15 protein-coding genes and 3 pseudogenes are annotated in these 16,046 nt (G+C 40.1%); 14 read left to right on the plus strand and 4 right to left on the minus strand.

The features are described 5' to 3' along the window. Window positions 1-57 precede the first annotated feature (57 nt). The 8 genes from GTH24_RS07510 to GTH24_RS07545 are packed head-to-tail and all read left to right on the plus strand — an operon-like array spanning window position 58 to window position 9,769. Window positions 58-3,333 carry a phage tail tape measure protein gene (locus tag GTH24_RS07510; RefSeq protein ID WP_164526177.1) on the plus strand — a complete coding sequence of 1,092 codons (3,276 nt, stop codon included), beginning with the start codon at window positions 58-60 and terminating at the stop codon, window positions 3,331-3,333. Next, window positions 3,334-3,930: a hypothetical protein gene (locus GTH24_RS07515; RefSeq protein WP_164526178.1), complete on the plus strand. Its 597-nt coding sequence runs from the start codon at window positions 3,334-3,336 to the stop codon at window positions 3,928-3,930. Further along, window positions 3,930-4,511: a hypothetical protein gene (locus tag GTH24_RS07520; protein ID WP_036937593.1), complete on the plus strand. Its 582-nt coding sequence runs from the start codon at window positions 3,930-3,932 to the stop codon at window positions 4,509-4,511. The genes GTH24_RS07515 and GTH24_RS07520 overlap by 1 nt, the downstream gene beginning before the upstream one ends. 56 nt (window positions 4,512-4,567) lie before the next feature. Continuing rightward, on the plus strand, window positions 4,568-4,966 hold the full coding sequence (locus GTH24_RS07525; RefSeq protein ID WP_164526179.1) for a DUF6950 family protein: 399 nt from the start codon (window positions 4,568-4,570) through the stop codon (window positions 4,964-4,966). Beyond that, window positions 4,966-8,628 (plus strand): phage tail tip protein J-related protein, encoded by a 3,663-nt coding sequence (locus GTH24_RS07530; RefSeq protein ID WP_164526180.1) that lies wholly within the window; start codon window positions 4,966-4,968, stop codon window positions 8,626-8,628. The genes GTH24_RS07525 and GTH24_RS07530 overlap by 1 nt, the downstream gene beginning before the upstream one ends. A 3-nt stretch (window positions 8,629-8,631) precedes the next feature. Beyond that, on the plus strand, window positions 8,632-8,883 hold the full coding sequence (locus GTH24_RS07535) for a hypothetical protein (RefSeq protein WP_004242498.1): 252 nt from the start codon (window positions 8,632-8,634) through the stop codon (window positions 8,881-8,883). Continuing rightward, on the plus strand, window positions 8,868-9,131 hold the full coding sequence (locus tag GTH24_RS07540) for a hypothetical protein (protein ID WP_164526181.1): 264 nt from the start codon (window positions 8,868-8,870) through the stop codon (window positions 9,129-9,131). The genes GTH24_RS07535 and GTH24_RS07540 overlap by 16 nt, the downstream gene beginning before the upstream one ends. Beyond that, on the plus strand, window positions 9,128-9,769 hold the full coding sequence (locus GTH24_RS07545; RefSeq protein WP_164526182.1) for a hypothetical protein: 642 nt from the start codon (window positions 9,128-9,130) through the stop codon (window positions 9,767-9,769). The genes GTH24_RS07540 and GTH24_RS07545 overlap by 4 nt, the downstream gene beginning before the upstream one ends. 305 nt (window positions 9,770-10,074) lie before the next feature. Here the strand turns inward: GTH24_RS07545 and GTH24_RS07550 are convergent, their stop codons facing one another. The 3 genes from GTH24_RS07550 to GTH24_RS07560 are packed head-to-tail and all read right to left on the minus strand — an operon-like array spanning window position 10,075 to window position 11,743. Beyond that, window positions 10,075-10,392, minus strand: coding sequence for a nucleotidyltransferase domain-containing protein (locus GTH24_RS07550; protein ID WP_164526183.1), 318 nt, complete (start codon window positions 10,390-10,392; stop codon window positions 10,075-10,077). Further along, window positions 10,392-11,042 carry a hypothetical protein gene (locus GTH24_RS07555; RefSeq protein WP_164526184.1) on the minus strand — a complete coding sequence of 217 codons (651 nt, stop codon included), beginning with the start codon at window positions 11,040-11,042 and terminating at the stop codon, window positions 10,392-10,394. Before GTH24_RS07555 ends, GTH24_RS07550 begins: the two co-directional genes overlap by 1 nt. A 5-nt stretch (window positions 11,043-11,047) precedes the next feature. After that, window positions 11,048-11,743: a hypothetical protein gene (locus GTH24_RS07560; RefSeq protein WP_164526185.1), complete on the minus strand. Its 696-nt coding sequence runs from the start codon at window positions 11,741-11,743 to the stop codon at window positions 11,048-11,050. 304 nt (window positions 11,744-12,047) lie between these two features. Here GTH24_RS07560 and GTH24_RS07565 point away from each other — a divergent pair, with 304 nt between their 5' ends. Both GTH24_RS07565 and GTH24_RS07570 read left to right on the plus strand, forming a co-directional pair. Continuing rightward, window positions 12,048-13,295 carry a DUF3644 domain-containing protein gene (locus GTH24_RS07565; protein ID WP_164526186.1) on the plus strand — a complete coding sequence of 416 codons (1,248 nt, stop codon included), beginning with the start codon at window positions 12,048-12,050 and terminating at the stop codon, window positions 13,293-13,295. Window positions 13,296-13,744: 449 nt separating this feature from the next. Continuing rightward, window positions 13,745-13,912: pseudogene (locus tag GTH24_RS07570) on the plus strand (isocitrate/isopropylmalate family dehydrogenase); the annotation flags it as partial. A gap of 109 nt (window positions 13,913-14,021) precedes the next feature. Here GTH24_RS07570 and GTH24_RS07575 read toward each other — a convergent pair. Next, a pseudogene (locus GTH24_RS07575) lies at window positions 14,022-14,670 on the minus strand (tyrosine-type recombinase/integrase); the annotation flags it as partial. On the opposite strand from GTH24_RS07575, the pseudogene GTH24_RS07580 reads away from it, so the two are divergent. The 4 genes and pseudogenes from GTH24_RS07580 to GTH24_RS22140 form a co-directional block, all read left to right on the plus strand. Then, window positions 14,664-14,816, plus strand: a pseudogene (locus tag GTH24_RS07580) (DUF968 domain-containing protein); the annotation flags it as partial. The pseudogenes GTH24_RS07575 and GTH24_RS07580 sit on opposite strands and share 7 nt — an antisense overlap. A gap of 27 nt (window positions 14,817-14,843) precedes the next feature. Next, window positions 14,844-15,242: an antiterminator Q family protein gene (locus tag GTH24_RS07585; protein ID WP_164526187.1), complete on the plus strand. Its 399-nt coding sequence runs from the start codon at window positions 14,844-14,846 to the stop codon at window positions 15,240-15,242. 340 nt (window positions 15,243-15,582) lie between these two features. After that, complete coding sequence (gene cspE, locus GTH24_RS07590) at window positions 15,583-15,795, plus strand: transcription antiterminator/RNA stability regulator CspE (RefSeq protein WP_004244726.1); 213 nt, start codon at window positions 15,583-15,585, stop codon at window positions 15,793-15,795. A 7-nt stretch (window positions 15,796-15,802) separates the two neighbouring features. Beyond that, complete coding sequence (locus GTH24_RS22140) at window positions 15,803-15,943, plus strand: hypothetical protein (protein WP_421667188.1); 141 nt, start codon at window positions 15,803-15,805, stop codon at window positions 15,941-15,943. Window positions 15,944-16,046 lie beyond the last annotated feature (103 nt).

Below are 16,046 nucleotides of genomic sequence, written 5' to 3' on the forward strand. Positions count from 1 at the left end.
TGCATTTATTCAGGGTGAAAGTTTGATTTTGTAGTGTTCATACCAAGGATTGAATTTATGGCGGGAGCATTAGGTAGATTAAATATTGATTTGACGCTGAATACGGCAAATTTCACAAATGCGATCAACCGTAGCCAGCGCCAAACAGAACAATTTGGGCAAAGTATTCGCGTCAGTCTTCAAGCTATCACCGTACAACAAGAGCGAATGGTATCGCAAACCGCAAAATCCTCGGCGCTTTTTGCCCGTTTTGCGAGTGTCACCGCAAGTGCATTATCCATTCATCAAGTCATTAATTATGCCGATAGTTGGACGGAATTACAGAACCGCTTAAAACTGGTGACGGAAAGTTCTGTCGAGTTAAATAAAGCCACACAAGTGGTCTATGACATTTCCCAAAAAACCTATCAATCATTGGATGCCACAGCACAGGTTTATCAACGTTTTGCGGATAATGCCGATCGGTTAGGCTTAAGTCAGCAAAAAGTCGCTGAACTCACGGAAACCGTCTCAAAAGCCGTGGCGATTTCAGGAGCGAGTGCAATCGCAGCCCAAGCGGCATTAATCCAATTTGGTCAAGCATTAGCCTCAGGGCAGTTACGTGGCGAAGAGCTGAATTCAGTGATGGAGCAAACGCCTGCGTTAGCGAAAGCTATCGCTGACGGAATGGGTGTCAGTGTGGGCGAATTAAGGAAGAAAGCCCAAGACGGTGAAATGACGATTGAAAAAGTCATTCAAGCCTTAGAACGTGCAGCCGACAGTGTGGATAAAAAATTTGCTACCAGCGTGACAACGGTTAGCCAAGGTTTCACTAATCTTCAATCGGCGATGACAAAATTTATCGGTGAAGCGAATCAAGGTACAGGTGCGACTCAGCTTTTTACCACAGGGATGACCACTCTTGCCGATAATCTATCGTTAGTTGCTAAAGTGGTTGAAGGGATCGCCGTCACGGCATTGGTAGCAAAACTCTCTCAATGGACGAAAGCCACTTATCTGAAAAATCAGGCAACATTGAATGAGGCGAAAGCCACATTACAGAGTGCAGAGGCAAACAGTGTGGCAGCAACCAGTGCCATGAGGAAGGCATGGGCGGATAAAGAAGCCGCTACATCGGCGCTCAATAGAGCCAAAATGGAATATCAAGTTGCTAGAGGCACTAACGCGGAAAAAATCGCACTCGATAACCTTATCGCCACAAAATCACTCGCAAGAACAGCCTCGCTAAATTATACACAAGCATTAACCGCCGAAAACGTTGCTCAACGTGCATTAACAACCGCTCGGCGTCAATCAACGGTGGCAGGGCGAGCACTCAACAGTGTTATGGGATTAGCGGGTGGCCCTATTGGATTAGTGTTGACGGGTGTTGCAGCATTGGGCATGGGATTGTACGAATACAGCGAAAATGTCAAACAAGCCAAACTCGAATCGATTGAATTTGCTAATTCCCTTGATACATCAACAGAAGCGTTAAACAAAATGAGCAATGCCACGTTAGTGGCGAATCTAAGTAAAGTTTCATCGGGCATTAACGCGCAATTGGAGAAAGTCGAGGAGCTTAAACAACAGGTCATTTCCTTACAAGGTCTATCAAAATACAGCGTTGAGAGTGAAAAGGCGTTTACTGAACAAGGTGTGGGGGATTTATACCTTAAACGAGTGGCTGAAAAGCAAAAAGAGCTTGATGCTGCGATGGGGATATATGCAGAGCAAGTTAATAACTTAGAGCGTCAGCGAGCCAATATGCAAAATATGTTGGCGACACTCAAAGAAAAAGTGGGCGATCAAGCCCCTGAATATAAACGCTATGCCACTGAGTTACAAAATGTTGATGCCGTTATCAATTCACTTAAGGCGAGTTTGAAGAGTTTAGGCATTGAATATGAATCACTCATTGATATCACGCTTCAGGCGACAAATAGCCAAGTGAATGCCGCCACGGCGATTGCTAAACAGATTGATGAATCGATTGAAAAATCGCAACGTTCAGTGGCAAAAGCGCAAGCCACAGGGAAGGTATTAGCGAAATTAAATGCAGAAGATGTATTGGCTTCACGCAAAATTACGCCAGATATGCAAGGCTACGATAAGGCCTTACAAGCTGAAGTTGAGGCACAACTGGCACTGCAAGCCAAACGGACGTATAAGCCCAGCCACAAATCAACCATTGATTATGCTAAACAGTACACCAAAATCTTAACGGAATTAGAGGAAAAACAAGCCTCACTGATTGCGGATGGACAAAGTATTCAGCTGTATGGCACCACCTCTTCCTTTAATGAATACACATCCGCATTAGCCGATATCAAACAGAATAAAGACAAGTTTGATGCCATCTTAAAAATCGATCCCAAAGCGATTGAGACGATAAAAGAAAAAGCAAAAGCCATTGATGACTTAGCGCGAGCCAATTCGGTTGCGCAATTTGCTTATGATCGCGGTAAAGAAATTGAGCAGATGCAATTTGAAACCACCTTGATAGGAAAGTCGCGCGCAGAGCAAGAAAAACTCAATGCCCTTCGTCAGATTGATGTGCTGTATCAGCAAGCCAGTGTGGATTTAGGCGAAAAAGAGTTAGCGAATTTACAACGCAATGTCGAACTCACTAAGCAGCAGATTGAGGAAGAGCTGAGGAAGCGAGAGGCCATGAAAGGTGATCCAATGGCGGGATTAAAACAAGGCTTATCGGATTTCAGTGAGTCAGCCATGGATGTGATGGAAAACGTCAGAAACGTCACCACCAATGCGCTTAATAATATGTCTGATGCATTAGCCGATTTTGCTTTAATGGGTAAAGGAAGCTTTAAAGATTTTGCCAATGCAGTGATCTCCGATATCACTCGAATGGTGATGAAAATGCTGGTTTTCAAAGCCATTGAAGCAGGCGGACAAGCAATGGGCTTTGATATGGGATGGATGAGCAAAGGGCATGCTTACGGTGGTTATACGGGGCATGGCGGGAAATTCGAACCTAAAGGGATTGTGCATGGTGGTGAGTTTGTTTTTACCAAAGAAGCGACGGCTAAATTGGGTGTCGGCAATCTCTATCGCTTAATGCATGCGGCGCAAGGTTATGCTTCGGGGGGCTTTGTGGGCGCTGTCGCAGGACGAATACCCGTTACACCGCAACCGACGTTAGCCCGTGCAGGTGGTGTGCAAATGACAGTCGTTAATCATATTACGGTGACAGGAAATGGTGACGCTGTACTTGCTCAAGCAATGAAAGAAGCCGCACAACAAGGGACAGAAGCCGGCGCGCAGAAAGCTCACGCGATGATGTTACAAGACTTTCAAAGTAATGGCGCAGCACGCAGAACATTAGGAGTCTAAATGTCTATTCTTGAATGGCCAAAAGAGGTGATCCCCACACAGGAAAACTGGCAATTATTGAGTAACAGCAAAACCTTTACCTCGCCGTTTAATGGAAGTAGCCAAACGGTGCGCTTTCCGGGAAGTCGTTGGCGTTGTGAGCTGACATTCAATAATTTAAATGAAGAGAAATCGCGCCAGTTAGAAGCGCTGGTGGCTTCATTGGATGGGATGTCGGGGCGAGTCAAGATAACCAGTTGGATAAGAAAAGGGCGTTATGGATATGGTTCGCCTCGTATTGCAATACCAAGCCAATTAGGTAATCGGCTAGAAACAAAGGACTGGAAGCGCAATATGCGCGTGTTACAGCAAGGGGATCGCTTAACTGTGGGTAATGAACTCAAAATGGTGGTGGCGGATGTGGTCAGTGATAATCAAGGACGTGCCATTATTCTTATTTCGCCGATGTTAAGAACGTCACCTACTGTTAATGAAATGCTTGAGGTTGAGCGTCCTTTTGGAGTTTTTCGGCTTGTTGATAATGAACAGGGGAAATTTCAGCATCGCCGCTTGGGGTATACCCATATCACGTTATCTTTTGAGGAGGTGTTGTACTAATGCAATATCATCCATTTTCTGACACCATGGTCAACGCGATTAATGAGGGGGCTTATATCGTTTTAGCCGCCAGACTCGATTTGAAATCAGGCGTCACCTGTGCGCATACCGGTGTTGGGCAACTGATTATTGCGGGGGAAACCTATTTAGGTGTAGGAAGTTTAGGCGAAATCAGTCAGCTGAAAGAAAATAAGACAACCAGCCCTCCACAATTACAGCTTAAATTAGCCGGTTTTGATAAATCGCTGGTGGGAATGGTGATGAATGAGCAAAGTCGAGGACGAGAAGTCCGGTTGATGATGGTCGCCATCGGTGAAGAGGGAAAACCGTTGCTTGCTGAAGTCTTATTTATCGGACAAATCACATCTATCAATGTAGTGTCTGGCGAAGAAAATGCCGTATGTGTTAATGTTTCTAATAGATTCGAGCGATGGTCAATCGGGTTACCCGATAGATTTACCGATGAGTCGTGGTCATCTCGAAGACAAGGTGATCGCATCTTTCGCTATGTCGCTCAGATGGCTGAACGGGCGATTTATTGGGGCAGCAAGAAAGATGCACCTGCATTTATTTATAAATAATCTTATTGTCTTGTTAAACCCACTTTTGTGGGTTTTTTGCTATTTAAGGTCAGTACATGAAACAACCTAACTGGACACTTAAATTACCTGAAACCATAAGGGCGGCGATGAGTCGCCCTTTTTCATGGGGTGAATTTGATTGTTGTATTTTTGCCTCGAAATGTATTTACGCACAATGCGGTTTCTCGCCAATAAAGCCTTATCTCAATCACTATAAAACCAAATCCGAAGCCTTCAACTTGATCAAATCTAAATTTGGCTCCTTAGAGAAAGCAGTTTCACATTATTTCAAATCCATTGAGATTGAGCGCGTTCAGCGTGGCGACCTCGTACTGTTCAAAGGTGAGGACGGTGACAGTTTAGCGGTAGTTTGGGCGGGGCATTATTGGGGAGTAACGCCACAAGGTGTAAAGCCGGTACAGATTACCCCAATCAAAGCGTGGAGAGTGGAATAATGGGTGGGAGTGGTGGATTAATTTCAAAAGTCGTGGGTGCTGGCTTAATGATTGCGGGGCTATTTACCGGAGGCGTCACCTCGGCGATGGGCATGGCACTGATGGCAGCAGGCGTCGCGGTTCAAGTCGCGGGTTCGCTGATCTTTAAGCCGAAACTTCCGTCAATGAATTATCGAGATACTGGTGAACGCAAACAGATGTTACGTTCATCGTCTGCCCCTGAAACCGTGATCGTCGGAAAAACAGTGATATCGGGTTTGCTTTTCTTTGCTGAAGAAGAAGCCGGTGAACAAGATGAAAATGAAAAAATCACACTGGCATTAGCGTTAGCAGGGCACTCCATAGAGAAAATCGAGAAGATTTGGTTGGGTGATGATCTCATTGAGACGTTTGGTGATAAAGCCTCATGGGAATTACATAACGATAGGGAAGATGTCGATCCCTTTATGCTTAAAAATTGCCCGTCATGGAAAGAGGATATGATTGGTCGAGGTCTGGCGTGGTTACGTGTGACACTCACGTTTGACCAAGAAAAATTCCCTTATGGATTACCCAATGTGAAATGTGAAGTCTGGGGAAAACATCTGTTTGATCCTCGCACTGGGCAAACAGCATGGAGTAATAATGGGGCTTTAGTCATTTTGGATTATTACCGCCATTATTTAAAAGTGCCTGATACGGATATTGATTTTGACAGCTTTAAACAAGCAGCCGATTTATGTGATGAAAAAGTGAGTCTGCCAGAAGGCGGATTTGAGTCGCGATATACCCTTAATGGCGCCTATGACTTAAATGAGAGTCCATCGAGTGTCTTGGAAGCAATGCACAAATGCATCAACGCTGAACCGACATTCACCGCAGGAAAACACGGTATTCAAATCGGCGCTTATTATGGGCCGGCAATAAAAACCATCACTGAATCACAATTGATTGGCACTGTCACTTGTACCCCTGAAACAGGCTTAAAAGACGCGACCAATGCGGTGTATGGCACGTTTATTGATGCCGAACAGTTATACACAAAAACCGATTTCACGCCTGTGATTGTGGACGAATGGGTGAAAGAGGATGGCATAGAAATTCGAGAGAACATCGACTATCGTTTTGTCACCAGCCCTTATCAAGCCCAACGATTAGCCCGACAATATCTTCGCAAAAAGAAAGCCGGAAGACGAGTTCAACTCACGATGAACTTAGACGGCTATGCTTATCGTCCGGGTGAAGTTGTGCTTTTAGAATTACCTTCTTTGGGGATTAGTGGGCTGGAATTCCGTATTGCTGAATGGGCATTTCATGCATTAGACGGTGTGGCTTTAATGCTGGAAGAGGATGGTGCCTATCTATATGAAGATGTGATTGGCAAGCCTTTTGAGCGTCCGCCGTTTGTGAGTTTGCCCACTGGTGGTGTTGCTTCACCCATTAATCTTACCTTTGTTCCACTTGCAGTCAGTGACATCGTGCAAGGTACGCTTTCTTGGCAGAATGTTGCTACTGATGTGCGTTATAACACCGTCACTATTCTCCAAGAAGGCAATGTTATTCAATCTATTCAGGTACCAGCTGAGCGTGTTGATATTAACGGATTAGCACGAGGCACTTATCGTGTTGAAGTTAGAGCAACAAATGTGGCTGGCGCGATGTCGGCACCCGCTATCAGTGATTTTGCTATTCAAGCACCACCGCCTCCTGAGCATATTGATGTTACCTCTGGCTTATTTAATCTGACCATTGCACCGAAACAAGGCGATAGTGCTGTCTTTGGTTATACCTTTGAGTTTTGGTTTAGTGAGGAAAAGCTCGCTGATCTTTCTGAAAATGAAGTGATCACCAAAACAAACAAAGTTGGCCAAGGGAATTTCTGGACGCAAGAGAATTTACAAGCAGGGCATACGTATTATTTTTATGTTCGAACAATCAACAGCTATGGCAAATCACCTTTTGTGGAAGCTTCGGGTACTTGCTCTTCTCAAACTGATTTAATTCTTGATGAGTTAGCGGGTCAAATTAGCCGAGACCAATTAACGCAAGACTTATTGGGCGAGATAAACAGCAAAGCTGACCAATCAGCCGTTGTTGAGTTAAACACGCAAGTGAAAGCAAACCATGATGCGATTTTAGCGGAGCAAGTTGCACGAGGAGCAGTAATTAACCAAGAACAACAAGCTCGCGCTGAAGCTGATAAAGCGGAGGCTCAACAACGCCAATTCTTAGCCACTCAACTTCGTGGTGATTATACCGGTAATGATTTATCTAAAGTCACCGCAGGGCTCATTTCCGCCGAGAAACAAGCACGTGTTACAGGCGACCAAGCAGAAGCGAAAGCCCGACAATCACTGGAAACACGGATGAATGGAAATGTTTCAGCGATTAATAAATCATTAGAAACCCTCACCTCGAAACAGCAAGCCCAAACGCAAGAGATTTCAACGCTCAATTCAACTCTGAAAGGGAAAGCCGATAGCAGTGCAGTAAATGCGTTAAATACTCGAGTGTCGAATATCGATGGCAAAGTGACGTCCGCAACCTCTCAGGTACAAACGTTATCCAGCAAATTAGATAAAGTGAAAGCTGATTTAATGGAGTCTGTGGTGGTGGATTTAGATTTATCAAAACTCAATGAAAACACCTATTATCCGGTTATTTTGCCTTTAGTGACCTCTCGACGTTATGCCTTTAAGGTTTTTAGAACCTTAGGGCAATATTCAGACAATAAACCCAGCTATGCGACTCACAGCACCAAAGGCTTTGCCATGATTGTTGAATGGCAAGTGAGTGGTTCTGGATGGGGAACCCAGTCTGAAAACCGCATCATTGATAATTTTGATTGGCGATGGACAAATCAATCTCCTGTGATGGGACCCGCTCAATTAATAAATGGTTCTGTGGAATATATTTATTTGCGGGGAGGGGCAAAATATCAGTTAACTAAACACAAAAGTGTTAACCATCAAATTATCACCAGCACTTACACCAATAACAAGCAATCGGTGGCACCAAAGGGGTTTGTGGCGAATGAAGTACCTAAGTCCAGCGAACAGAAAGCCAATGCAACGGCGAATGCGGTAAACCAACTTGAAACTAAAGTAACTGAGGTTTCAGGCAAAGTTATCTCTACCGCCCAACAAGTGACTCGCTTAGAAAGCCAAGTGGGTACAAGTTCAGCCAAAATCGAACAAACTTCGAAAGTGGTCACAGAAATAAATGGCAAAATTTCGGCATCATGGACAATGAAAGTTCAGCAAGATAGCAAAGGGAATAAAGTCATTACTGGCATTGGTTTAGGGTTTAATGCGCAAGGAAATAGTCAATTTCTGGTCAATGCCCAAAACTTTGCGGTGATATCGTCATTAAACGGCAAAGTGGTGACACCGTTTGTGATCCAAAATGGACAAGCTTTTTTCAATGATGCGTTATTTAGCAAGGCAACTATTGATAAATTATCAGTAGGTAAAAAAATCACATCCACTAATTATTCAGCGGGCAAGAAAGGATTTAATATTGATGCTACAACAGGGAATGTGGAATTAAATGATGCAGTATTTCGTGGACGGTTAGATATTAACTCAGGAGGAACAAAAGGGCGGTTAGTGATCACGAATAATACTATTTATGTTTACGATGAAAACAATCAGTTAGCGGCAAAAATAGGTTATTTAGGGTAGCGTATGAAGTTTATTGTTTTAATTACAGCATTATTATTGTCAGGGTGTACCTCTGGATATAAAAAAGTCGATTGCCAAGGTGTTTACCAAATAAAAACTTTTCACTATCAACAACCTGTATTGGTGAAGTTTGATAAAAAGAGAGAAACCATTAAAGGGCCTCTTTATCATGCTGTACCTCAATTAGGATTTAAATTCTTGGGAGGATGGGTATCTCCTGATGCCGTAGAGGACTTTTCATGTCGTGGGGAATAGAGATATATGAAAAAGGAATGCCAATAAAAATCACAGGGCGTTCGTTTATTTTTGACCAAATAGCGGTCACTCAAAATGGCAGTAAAACTTATAATAATATTCCTAAAGGGCGGTCATTGGCCGCCTATATTGTTGCTAGAAATCGAGGATCTTATTTCACTGTTAAAGTCGAGAATAATAAAATTTCGTGGAATTCTCTGCGCGGTAGTCAATCGATTAATGGAATTATTATGGTACTAATTAAATGAGTAAATATGGTGCATTATTTTTTAATCAGGGCATTACCGAAGAATTAACACCCTATGAATCAGCCGTATTTTTAAAAAAGATAAAAACTAAGCCAGGGCTAATTAAAGTTATCGAAGGTAATAATAACGCAGTACCACTTATTTTTATTCGAGTTCTTAATTCCTCTAATCCATCATTAGGTGGATTATCTGAAGTGATTTATGAGAATAATGCGTGGTGTGTGAATTTAATCGATACTATTCAAGGTAATTCAGCAGAATATGAGCTCTATGTATTTGTGAAGTCTTCTTATCATATTTCACTTCATCCTCAAAAATGGGGAATTCAAATCTATCATAAAGGTGTTATTACACACGCTTCAAGCCAAAGACCGCTTAATTTATTAGAGGGAAATAACTTTGTGCTCACAGGAAATAATTGGAGTGGCGTGGATGTTGGTTTCCCTTGTGCGGTATTAATCACAACAATAGGGCATATTGGTATGATGGATTCGATGGGAGGAAAAACGATTAGAGTAACTCTTTGTGGACGAGGTAACCGTATTATTCCTCATTCCATGATAGTTTCAGGACAGATGTCAACAACCTCACTAGGAAAGCAGTATTTTTATATTGATGTGAGGGAGTATGGTGGGTGATGGAAAGAGTTTAGATAGTTAGTTTAGTTATTGAGTACGAGAGATCGCTAAAAAAGGATATATTCGTTGGTGGTCGGTTTTGTGTTAGGAACGAACATTAAATTAATTCAAAAAAGAGCTATTCCAATCGGATTAATGCTTTGCTGATAGTTTTTGTTGCTCCATAGCCTCATGACTAACAGTAATATCAGAAAGAGAAAGTGTTAGCGTGATCTCAGGAGTGATCCTATTTGTGATCTACATAAGAATGAAAAGGAGACGATAATCCACAAAATGCTAATTGAAACAGAATCCAATGTTACCTGTCATTTATCATATACAAAATCAACTTCAAGGCTTTTATCAATAACAAGCAGAGAAGCTCCAACAGATTTAATAAAATTCAACTCACACTCTTCAGAACGAGTCATTGAGATAACATGAACTGGAATAAACAAATCCAGATCTCGCAGCTTTCTCTTTAATAACAGACCGTCGATACAATCACCTATCACAAGTATATCAATGTCATTTGCATTACTAAAATTTTTTAATATTGACCCGAATACATATACATCGACCACATATAAACTATGACATATAATAATATCACAGATAGGTTTAATTGTATTTTTAAAGTCCACTACTGTGAAATTCTTCGCAATAAATCACTCAACTTGTAAAGTTCCACTCCAATACTTTCAGCGACTTCTTTTGCTGGAGTTGTCAACCGTCCATTAGGATTGGAAGCAAAAACAATATCACAGTTGCCATGCAGTCCTATAGCATCCCTTACAGAACCCGCAGTCATATCATAATCATTCACGGCAACAATAACCAAATCCGCCATCCCACGTCTTTTAATTCTATATTTTTTGTTGGTTTCTCGCTCTACAGAGCTTACATGTGAATGTTGTTGGAATACTCTATTAATAAAAAAATGTTCTCTATCAAGATGTTCAAATGGATTGTTAGTTCTTAAAGAAGATGCAATATGCCCAAATGAATCCACTCCTATTTTTTTTTGCTCGAGCAATTTTATTGCATCCCCAGAGATAAATTCAATCCCTCCCTTGACTGATAGAAAATCAATTTCCTTATTCTCTAGATATTCATTTAGTTCAGGGAATGTTATCCGACCAGTGTTGATTGCTCCAATAGAATAACTTTCGCCCTCAGTGGTAATAACCACTAAAGTCTCATTATCTGCTACTTCAATATTTTTAACCTCCTTACTTTCTTGTAATTTTTCGAACATCCATGAAATATAACTTTTGCTTGCATTTATGCTCATTGAATTCATCCTATAAATAGTTCTGAAGCGCCCTCTGGAAACCTACTACCATTAGCATCAGTTAAGCCCAAATGCTTTGATTCAAAATCATCTATATGAACACAAAGCTTAGAAAAAATATTTTTTTCATCCTCACTCATGAGATGATGGTTTTTTTCAACTAGTCGCTGTATTTTTCTATTGTTAGGTAAGATATGAGATTGTATTTTTCTTAACCATACTTCTGCATTTGGGTTTTCGGGATCAACATTATTCTCTCGGGTTGGCCCATATGTTACAAAAATTGTATTATTTTCTCTGAAGTATTTTTCTAATTCCTGTCTAACAGATTCTCTGTTCTCGAATATTTTAACACCAAAAGTTGCATTAATCTTATCGATATGGTCTTTTTTCCAAGAGCGAATCATTTCATCAGTAAAATGTTTTTCTGCCTTGTCAATCATCGTATGGCAATTAGCACATAGAAGAATGATGTTATCAAAATGACCTCGCTGCTCATTAGTTAGAGCCGTATTGGTTCTTGGGCCATTATCAATGGCGCTGAAAATATGAGCAAGTTCTCCAATTGTTATGTTTTTTTCACCAGCATCAACAAACAAAGGTTGCAAGCATTGTGGATTTTGGCAAAAACCGCCTGAACTAGCAAAGAGCCGTCTAATTGTGTTTGTGTTTGGAGAAGCTTTTCCCCTACTACAAGTCATAAACTAACCTTAAAAGTATAGAAGTTAGGATCTAAATCTATTACTTAACAAACTTATAATCAAGCTTGCTAATTGGATGAGCGTGCCTGTAGCCACGCCTTCTCGCTTTGTGTAGTGTTTTTCATTTTCTTGTAGTTCTATTTTGCAGGATTAAACATCAAATTTAGTCATGTACCTAATTGAGTTTTAAGTTATGTGGCTGTACTGTGGATTTAAATCAATGAAAATCACATAAATAACATTTCAGTACCTATGGTAAAATTTCTGCTACGACAATAAGACCGTCAAATTGAGGATATCTAGAATGAGTAAGTTTGATAAAGTTGACTTAGCATACGATTTTTTAGTTTCCCGAGAGAAAAACCAAGAATCGTTTACGATAGAGGAATTAGCAGTTGCTACTGGATGGAAAGTCCAGACTTGCAGAACCTACCCAACCAAAACATGGAATAAATTCATTTCTAGAGATGGTCAGCAATACACCACCCTTGGTATAAAATATATTAGCAAGGAAGATTTCAGATACATAAACACTCAAAAATATATGGATTCCATTCCTCAATCTGAGCGGAGCATCAATTTAAAAAAAGCAAGAGAATTCGCATTACTTGCAGTCTCGATATATAACAATCCCTTTACTGAATTCAAAACATTCGGATTCATAGTGAACATTATAATTGCGTACACTTCACTTTTTCATGCTATTTTCGCCAAGAATGGTACACCGTATAGTTATCTCGATGCTGATGGAAAGCCCAAATTGGTAGATGGACAAGAAAAAGCTTGGGAGCTAAAAACATGTTGCCAAGAATATTGGCTTGGGGTTGAGTCTGCTGAAAAAGCGAATCTGCTATTCCTCATTGGCTTAAGAAACATAATTGAACACCGAGGTCTCCCAGCTATCGACTTATTAACATTTGGTGAATGTCAGGCAGCCATAAATAATTTTGAGAATATCATTATTAAAGAATTTGGAGAAAGTAATGCACTAATGATCAATTTAGCGCTGGCAATGCAATTGACTAGGGCAACTCAACAAGCGCAAATTGATGCAATCAAGCAATTTCAAACTGAAAATTTCAATGTAGTTAAAAACTTCATGGATGATTATAAAAATGAGCTCTCCGATGATATAGTTCAAAGTCAGCAGTATAGATTAAGGGCACTACTGGTACCATTAGTCGGAAAAAATGCTAAACAATCAGACTTGGCAATTGAATTCATAAATGTCAATAATCTGAGTGAGGATGAAGTAGAAAAATATGAGTCAGGCATCGCTTTCATAAAAAATGTCGAAAACCAATTCAAATTAAAACCAACCAAAGTTGTTTCATTGGTTCAAAAGAAAGAAAAAAGCTTCAATATTACAACTCATACCAAATTCTGGAAATATTATAATGCCAGGCCTATTGAAGTTGACAAAAAATTTAAAGGGAAATACTGTGGTTACATTGAGGGTTTCGATGGTTATCTATATTGTCAAGAATGGGTACGTTTTATTTTAGATGTTTACAAAGACAAAAAAGAGTTACAAAAGATCCTTGGCGTCTGAAACCATAAAAATTATCCATTCAACAAATATAATAAAATCGGCACTGCAACATATAAGTGCCATTTTAGATTATTAAACTCAAGTTAAACCCTCATTAGTATAATGTAAATATCCCTTCCGACGGTACACACGCTCCCTTATAAATTCTAATTAAATCAACAAATATGATCGCCAACCAAACCTACATACTTACATTAAATTATTATTTAACATGTGCGCTAATCTATAATTTATTACTAGCTTTAATTATTATAGCTAAAGCATTATTTTCTATCATTTGATATAAATAGTAAGTTTGATAAGTTGTCAATCACTAAAATGACCTCCCCAAAACCACTCCAACCCAAACTAAAAATCAACCATTTACATACAAACCAAGATCACATAAAAAAAGATTATCACCACCAATAATTATAATTTATTTAATAAGTTACGAAATTATTATGGGTATAATGCTACGCCACATGGGTTGGACAGAAGCTGCTGACTTAATCATTAAAGGTATGGAAGGCGCGATTGCCGCTAAGACTGTAACTTATGATTTCGAACGTCAGTTAGAAGGCGCTAAATTGCTGAAATGTAGCGAGTTTGGTGACGCGATTATCAAACACATGTAATTGTTGATTTGATAAATAGTTAACGGGAGCTTATTAGTTCCCGTTTATTTTTTGTACTATAAAATTCTTCCCCAAAATATCCCCTAAACTCTTCCCCAAAACTGTTCAATTAAACAGCAATAATTTGCCATTCTTTGCCTCTATCATCGTGGTATTTATCAGTCATATTTTGTGTTTTATGCCCTAATAATTTTTGTGTATTAATTCCTTGTTCTCGATAAAGTCGCTCAGATAAAGATCGCTGTTCATGGAAAGTTGGTGCCGTACCTTTTTCCCAAGTTAACCCACATTTATCTCGCGCCTTTTTAAATGTTGTGGTTAATGTATTTGGTGTGACTTGCTCGCCTCGTTTTGCTTGTGCGGTGGTATGCCGATAATGCACGAGATATTTACTCACAACCGCGTCACGACATTGAGCAACAACATCCCTTAAGGAGAGATTGATAGCCTCACATTTAAGCGAGAGAGGGATGGCTAACTTACTGCCTGTTTTCTCTTGCTGTATGTGTAACATGTCATCCCAAATATCAGAGAATTTCATTTTACAGATATCACCGATCCGCTGACCTGTGGTTAAGGCCAGCAACATGCCACATTGCAAGTAAGGAGGGTGGTTTTTTAGCTTGCTGGTAAATAGTGCGCCATTCGTCCAATGTCATGCGTTCTCTTTTCACTCTGTTCCGTGGTTGTTTAGTTGCTTTCGCAGGATTGTAACCAGGCGGAACATAGCCAGCATGTTGAGCTTCTTTAGAAAGCTCATGACTTATTCACTATTCCATTATGTCGGCAACATCATGATGAGTTGCATCGTGATCCGAAATTGTGGGAAGCTAATTATGGTAACCAAATCGAATTGTTATTTTCTTTTTTAAACCGTTCATTAGGAATGGGGGCATTGGTTTAACGTGTATACGGCACGGGGAGTCTAAGTATGAGAGATATACAGGAAGTTTTATCGCGTTGGGGTGCGTGGTCAGCTAATGAGGGAAACAGTATCGATTACTCATCAATCGCCGCAGGTTTTAAAGGATTAATTCCAAGCTCAAGACGAAGCCGAGAGCAATGTTCAGATGATGATGGCTTAAAAATCAATAAAGCGGTATTACATTTAAAGGTAAATAATAGTTACTTGTTTCAGTTGGTTATTATGTACTATGTGAAGAATTATCCTTTACGCTCAATGGCTTCAAAACTCGGCATTTCTCATAATGAAGTGGCTAAACGATTGCAGACAGCGGAAGGATTTATTGAGGGGTGTCTATCGGTTGATAACGTAAAATTAGATATGGATAAAATAATTAGGAAATGCCACATTTACAGTCTTGCGTAATTACAAAACACAATATATTGTGTTGATGATGGTTTTGATGTTACATGAGTTATCTATTAAAAACCTCGTGAGTATAGCGGGGTTGTGTTTTTTAGGGGCATACTTAAGCTGATTTACCGCTAAAAAATAAAGTTTGCTATCTGCATTTTTCTATGGCTTAATAGCGTCACTGGTTTGGAAGTACAGACCTATTTATGTTAGTAAGTTTAAAGTTGTTCCCGTTTAGCGTTATCCTCGATACCTCTTCATTGTGAATTCCTTCTAATTAATACCCATAAGTAAAAATACAAAACAAACCGCATATGCCTTATGGCAAATTAAATAAATTAAAGGAAATTCTATGTCTAATACAATGACTGGTACAGTAAAATGGTTCGATGAAGGTAAAGGTTTTGGTTTTATTACTCCAGCTGATGGCAGCAAAGATGTCTTCGTACATTTCTCTGCAATCCAAAGTGATAGCTTCAAAACCTTAGCGGAAGGCCAACAAGTTTCATTCACCATGGAAAATGGTATGAAAGGCCCAGCAGCAGGCAACGTGGTGGCTCTCTAAAGGCGCTATTACTATTCGCCTCTATTTTAAATGCCCAAGTTGTAGCGGTTCACAATATAGAACATCACAATTTGATGTCACAGTGAACAATCCACACGGCGCAAAATGTATCTTTTGCAAAAGTGTGATGACAGCTCAAATGAGTTAAGCATTAAATAGTTGAATATATAAAACCTCGCTTCGGCGGGGTTTTTTGCTATCTACAATCTCATGTTGGTTAAAGATAAAAAATTTAGATTTTAGGGCTTGAA

The organism is Proteus vulgaris (assembly GCF_011045815.1).
In the GTDB taxonomy this organism is placed as follows: domain Bacteria; phylum Pseudomonadota; class Gammaproteobacteria; order Enterobacterales; family Enterobacteriaceae; genus Proteus; species Proteus vulgaris_B.